The organism is Streptomyces sp. NPDC049970 (assembly GCF_040660235.1).
Lineage (GTDB): Bacteria > Actinomycetota > Actinomycetes > Streptomycetales > Streptomycetaceae > Streptomyces.
The window spans coordinates 200,230-206,307 of record NZ_JBFALP010000011.1 but is presented as its reverse complement, the minus strand read 5'-3'; the positions used below and the strand labels follow the sequence as shown (position 1 = coordinate 206,307).

The window sequence follows — 6,078 nt, the reverse complement described above, 5'->3', positions numbered from 1 at the left end:
GGCGCGGCGGGGCGGGCCCCCCCCCGGGCGGCCGCCGCCGGCCGCCGGCCCCGGCCCGGGGCCGGGAGCCGTCGGCCGGACGGCGGGAGCCCGGGCGACCGAGGTCGCGGCGGCGCGGGGCGCTGCTGTGGACCGGCGGGGTCATGGCCTTCGTGATCGTCGCCGGATCGGCCGGGGCCTACGCGCTCTACCGGAAGTTCGACGGCAACCTCGACACCGTCGACGTGGGTGACGCGGGCAGCAAGAGCGTCGCCTCCGACGGCCCGCTGAACGTCCTGGTCATCGGCACGGACAAGCGGACCGGTGCGGGGAACGAGGGTTACGGCGACAAGGGCAGCACCGGCCACGCCGACACCAACATCCTCTTCCACGTCTCCGCCGACCGCACCGACGCGACGGCGATGAGCATCCCCCGGGACCTGATCACGGACGTACCTGACTGCCGCACCAAGCAGCCGGACGGTTCGGAGAAGGTCGTACCGGGGACGGAGAACACCCGCTTCAACGTGAGCCTCGGCCAGGAGGGGCGCGACCCCGGCTGCACGATGCGCACCGTCGAGAAGATCACCGGCCTGTCCGTCGACCACTTCATGATGGTCGACTTCAACGCCGTGAAGACGCTCTCCACGGCCGTCGGCGGGGTCGAGGTCTGCCTGGCCAAGGCCGTGAAGGACCCCGACTCGCACCTGGACCTGCCGGCGGGCCGGTCCACGATCCAGGGAGAGGACGCGCTCGCCTTCGTCCGCACCCGCCACAGCTTCGGGAACCAGAGCGACCTCGACCGGATCAAGGTCCAGCAGCAGTTCATCGGGTCGATGATCCGCCGGATGAAGTCCGACGACACACTCACCGACCCGGGCAAGCTCTACAAGCTCGCCGACGCGGCGACCGAGGCGCTCACCGTCGACTCCGGCATCGGATCGATCAAGAAGCTGACCTCACTCGCCGACCAACTCGGCAGGATCGACACGAAGAACATCACCTTCGTGACGATGCCGGTGAAGGACAACCCCGCCGAGCCGACGCCGGTCACCGTGGTCGTGGACCAGCAGAAGGCCGCACAGCTCTTCGCGATGATGCGCGCCGACACCTCGCTCACCGAGGTGAAGGCCCAGGAGAAAGCGCGGGAGAAGGCAACCAGAAGCAAGCAGGAAGCCCTCCTCAAGGGCAGCAGGGCGAAGCCCGCCGACATCCGCGTCGAGGTCCTCAACGGCGGCGACATCTCGGGTGCGGCGAGCTCGACCGTGCGATGGCTGCGGAACGAGCAGGGCGTACCGGATCCGGCCAACGGGTCGAACGCCCCGGCCAAGACCGACAGCACCACACTGGCGTACGCGCCGGACCAGGCGGACCAGGCCCGCGCACTCGCGGACATCATGGGCCTGCCCGCCGGCGCGCTGAAGCAGGGAACGACCGGCGCCGACGGCCTTCAGCCGATGGTCCTGACCCTGGGAGCGGACTTCGAGGGCGCCGGAGTGCCCCTCACCGGTCCGCAAGAGGCGCCGCAGGACATTCAGAAGGCAAGCGCCGACAAGGCGGTATGCGCGAAGTGACGACGGGTCCTCGCGCCACAGCGGAAGTCTGAGCAGCAGGGGGGTCCTGGTGGGACGGAGCAGCACACGCGGGGAGGAGACACGTCCTCACGGCCGGCACGACGGCCCCGGCGAAGACGCGGGGGACCGCGGCGGCCACGACCGGTGGGAGCGCTCCGCCGCGCCGGAGGGCGGACACGAGCCCGGCGGGCCGAACCGGCGTACCCGGCGGGCGGCCAGGGGTGGCAAGCGGCGCGTGCTGCGCTGGGTGGCGGCGGTCCTCGCACTGCTGATAGCCGGCACCGGCGCCGCCGGTTACGTCTACTACAGGCACCTCAACGGCAACATCAAGAAGGAGGACCTGACACTCGGCGACAAGCAGATGACCGACCACAAGGCCAACTCCGCCGGTCAGACCCCTCTGAACATCCTGCTCATCGGATCCGACGCCCGGGACTCCAAGGCCAACCAGAAACTGGGCGGCGCCAAGGAGACCTTCGGCGGTCCGCCCCTCGCGGACGTGCAGATGCTGCTCCACCTCTCCGCGGACCGCAGCAACATCTCGGTCGTCAGCATGCCGCGCGACACCATGCTGAAGATGCCCAGGTGCACGGACCCCGAGTCCGGCGACGTGTACCCGGCCAGCACGGTCGACGTCCAGACGAACGAGAGCCTGGGCCGTGGCGGCCCCGGGTGCACGGTGGCCGCCTGGTACGAGCTCACCGGCATCACGATCGACCACTTCATGATGATCGACTTCGCGGGCGTGGTCTCGATGGCCGACGCGGTGGGAGGCGTCCCGGTCTGTGTCGACGCCGACGTCTACTCGCACACGAGCGACGGCAAGGGATCGGGCCTGAAGCTGAAGGAGGGCACCACGTCCGTCAAGGGCAAGCAGGCTCTCCAGTGGCTGCGCACCCGGTACGGCTTCGAGGACAACACCGACCTGGGCCGCACCAAGGCCCAGCACCAGTACCTGAACTCGATGGTGCGCGAGCTGCGCAAGGGCACCAAGCTCACCGACCCCGGGAAGCTGATGGACCTCGCCGAGGCGGCCACCAGCGCGCTGACCGTCGACAACGGCCTCGACACCGTCAAGAAGCTGTACGACCTGGCCGAGGAGCTCAAGAAGGCCCCGACCGACCGCATCACCATGACGACCATGCCCAACGTCTACGGCACCGGGAACCTGAGCGGACGGGTGTTCCCCAAGAAGGACGAGGCGGAGCAGGTCTTCCGGATGATCCGTGACGACATCCCGCTGGACGGCAAGGCCTCCAAGCGCAAGACGCCCGTCGCCGCGGACACGGCCGGCCCGCCCGCCGACATCGCGGTCAGCGTGCGCAACGCGACGGCGACGGACACCGCGGGTCCCGCCCGGGGCCGCGCGAGCAAGGTCGAGGGTCTGCTGGAGGACGCCGGCTTCACCAAGGCGTCGGTCGACTCGCAGAACGTCGAGAGGGCGGCCAGGACCGGTGTCCTCTACCCGAGCGCGGACCTGGAGGGCGACGCGCAGGCGGTGGCCAAGGCCCTCGGCATCCCGGTGTCCCAGGTGAAGAAGTCGACCGAGGTGTCGGGCGTCGTCCTGACGGTCGGTGCCGACTGGCGCAAGGACGGCGCGTACCCGGCGAAGGCCGCGGAGGAGAAGGCCCCGGACTCGGCGAACCCGCTGAACGGCGCGGACGAGAAGGCGTGCATGCACGTCAACCCGGGCTTCACCTTCTGACGTACGGCACATGAGGAGGGCCCCGCCGGCATCGGCGGGGCCCTCCTCATGTGCGTGGGGGCGGAGGTGCGACCGTGCGCACCGTGCGCGCGACGGTCAGACGGTCTGCTCCCGGACGGCCGGGCGGCGGCTGGCGATGACCTTCCTCGCCAGCGCGCGCGGGCTGGTCAGGAAGCCGAACCCCCAGGACATGTGCATGGTGGCCAGCGCCACGGGGATCTGCGCCCGCGCCTTCGGCGACAGGCCCTTGCCCGCGGGGAGCGATCCGGCGACGATCGCCGCGGCGTACCCGGCCGGGACCACGAACGCCCACGGGGTGACGGCCGCGCCGACGACGATGCCCGCGGCTATGGCGCAGACCGCGGTCGGCGGGGCCAGGTAACGCAGGTTGATCGAGCCGGAGTGGTAGCGGGCCACGACGTGGCGCCAACGGCCGTAGTCCTTGTACTGCTTGGCGAGGGCCCGGACGCTCGGCCGCGGGCGGTACTGCACCTTCAGTTCCGGCGAGAACCAGACCACACCGCCCGCCTCGCGGATACGGAAGTTCAGCTCCCAGTCCTGGGCGCGGATGAACTCGACGTTGTAGCCGTCCGCCCGCTCCAGCGCCTCGCGGCGGAAGACGCCGAGGTACACGGTCTCGGCGGGACCCGCCTGACCACCGGTGTGGAAGGCCGCGTTGCCCACGCCGATCTTCGAGGTCATCGCGGCGGCGACGGCCTGCTCCCAGGCGTTCTCGCCCTCGGCGTGCATGATGCCGCCGACGTTCTGCGCGCCCGTCTCCTCCAGGAGCCGGACCGCGGTCGCGATGTAGTTCGGCGAGAGCATGCCGTGGCCGTCCACGCGTACCACGATCGGGTGACGCGACGCCTTGATCGCTGCGTTGAGCGCGGCGGGGGTGCGGCCGGTGGGGTTGGGGACCGTGTGGATCCGGGAGTCCTCACGGACCAGCTCGGCAGCGATCTCGTCCGTACGGTCGTTCGACGGTCCGAGGGCGATCACCACCTCCATCTCGCCGGCGTACTCCTGCTCCAGGATGTGCCGGACCGAGTTCCTGAGATGGCGTTCCTCGTTGAGTACCGGCATGATCACGGAGACGGCGGGGTGCTGCGCGGCAGACATGTGGTCCTCGGTGGGTCCTCGGGGGTGCCAGGGACTCCGGGGCGGGGTTCCGCACCCCAGGAGGTGGCGTGATTCGGCCGCCACGTTACCGCGAACGGGGGAATGCGGCGCGCGCCGCCAGGTCTCCTACCGGTCAGCAGATCGTATGGGCCTACCGTGCGAAAGTCCTACTCGCACCGCGGAGGTGTCCCTCGTGCCCACGCCGCACCGATCGCCCCGTCCACCGCACCCCCGCACCGCTCCCCCGCAGCGCAGGCCGCTCCGGCAGCCCAGGTCCGGCGGCGGACTCAAGCGCGGAGGCCGCAAGACCCCTCCCCGGTGGGGCATGCGGGTCGTCACCGGACTGTCCGTGCTGGTGCTCGGCGCCGGCGGGATCGGCCACGCCGTGGTGAGCGGCCTGGAGACCGGGATCGACCGGGTTGACCCCTTCAAGGACATGAAGAACCGCCCCCGCGGCGGCCACGGACTGAACCTGCTGCTCGTCGGGACCGACGGCCGCGACAAGATCAGCAAGGCGGAGAAGAAGAAGTACAGACTCGGCGGCGCCCCCTGCCACTGCACCGACACCCTCATGCTCGTCCACCTCTCGGCCGACCGGCAGCGCGCCAGTGTCGTCAGCCTTCCCCGCGACAGCTACGCCGAGCTCCCGGCGCACACCGACGGGACCACCGGCAAGCAGCACTCGGCCCACCCGGTGAAGCTGAACGCCGCCTACGCCGAGGGCGGGCCCCACCTCACCGTGCGGACGGTGGAGGGGATGACCGGGGTCAAGATCGACCACTACCTGGAGGTCGACTTCACCAGCTTCATGAAGACCGTCGACACCCTGGGCGGGGTGGAGATCTGCACCGCCAAGCCGCTCAAGGACTCGTACACGGGCCTGGACCTGACCCCAGGCACCCACCGGCTGGACGGCGGCCAGGCCCTTCAGTACGTGCGCTCCCGTCACCTGGACGGGGCCGCCGACCTGGGCCGGATGCAGCGCCAGCAGAAGTTCATGGCCGCGCTGATCAAGCAGACGACCAGCAGCGGTGTGCTGATGAACCCGATGAAGTTCCAGCAGGTGGCCGCGTCGATGCTCGAGTCGGTGCGCGCCGACAAGGACTTCGGCACCGAGCAGATGCTGGAGCTCGGCAAGGCGATGCGGGGCTTCACCCCGGCCTCGTCCGAGTTCGCCTCCGTACCCCTCGAAGAGGCGGGCTTCCAGGTCAAGGGCATCGGCTCCACCGTGAAGTGGGACGCGCGGAAGTCGAAGAAGCTGTTCCAGGCGCTCCAGGAGGACAGGCCGCTCGCCCCCCAGCTGCCGAAGCAGCCCGAGGCGACGATCGTCGGCGTGGCACCCGAGCAGATCCGGGTGCAGGTCTACAACGGGACGCCGAAGGACGGGCTGGGCCAGGACGTCGACGCGGCTCTGCGCGGCACCGGGTTCAACACCACCAGGGCTCCGCTGAACGGCGGCCCGAGCGATCTGACGCGGACGGTGATCAGCTACGACCCGCGCTGGGACCGGTCGGCCAGGTCCCTCGCCACGGCTCTGCCCGGTTGCGAGCTGAAAGCGGTGAAGGGGCAGGGCGGGACGATGAAGGTCACCGCGGGCTCGGACTTCACGAAGGTGCGGCGGGTGAAGGCCGAGGATCCGCAGCGGGGCGAGTTCGGCACGGTCACCGGCGACCAGGTCGTCTGCCCGTGACCGGCGGCGGC

3 protein-coding genes and 1 pseudogene are annotated in these 6,078 nt (G+C 70.4%); 3 read left to right on the top strand and 1 reads right to left on the bottom strand.

The features are described from left to right. Nucleotides 1-68: 68 nt before the first annotated feature. Together AB0I83_RS20945 and AB0I83_RS20940 are read left to right on the top strand one after the other, a co-directional pair. Nucleotides 69-1,553, top strand: a pseudogene (locus AB0I83_RS20945) (LCP family protein); the annotation flags it as partial. A gap of 49 nt (nt 1,554-1,602) precedes the next feature. After that, nucleotides 1,603-3,258: an LCP family protein gene (locus AB0I83_RS20940; protein WP_363305672.1), complete on the top strand. Its 1,656-nt coding sequence runs from the start codon at nt 1,603-1,605 to the stop codon at nt 3,256-3,258. A 96-nt stretch (nt 3,259-3,354) separates the two neighbouring features. On the opposite strand, the gene AB0I83_RS20935 is transcribed toward AB0I83_RS20940, so the two are convergent. Beyond that, nucleotides 3,355-4,377, bottom strand: coding sequence for a glycosyltransferase family 2 protein (locus AB0I83_RS20935; RefSeq protein WP_356536451.1), 1,023 nt, complete (start codon nt 4,375-4,377; stop codon nt 3,355-3,357). A gap of 325 nt (nt 4,378-4,702) precedes the next feature. Between AB0I83_RS20935 and AB0I83_RS20930 the strand changes: the two genes are divergently transcribed. Further along, nucleotides 4,703-6,067, top strand: coding sequence for an LCP family protein (locus AB0I83_RS20930; RefSeq protein ID WP_363305686.1), 1,365 nt, complete (start codon nt 4,703-4,705; stop codon nt 6,065-6,067). Nucleotides 6,068-6,078: the final 11 nt, after the last annotated feature.

Coding starts and splice junctions, on each gene's coding strand:
- AB0I83_RS20935 (WP_356536451.1), bottom strand. CDS start 4,377: ATGTCTGCCGCGCAGCACCCCGCCGTCTCCGTGATCATGCCGGTACTC.
- AB0I83_RS20930 (WP_363305686.1), top strand. CDS start 4,703: ATGCGGGTCGTCACCGGACTGTCCGTGCTGGTGCTCGGCGCCGGCGGG.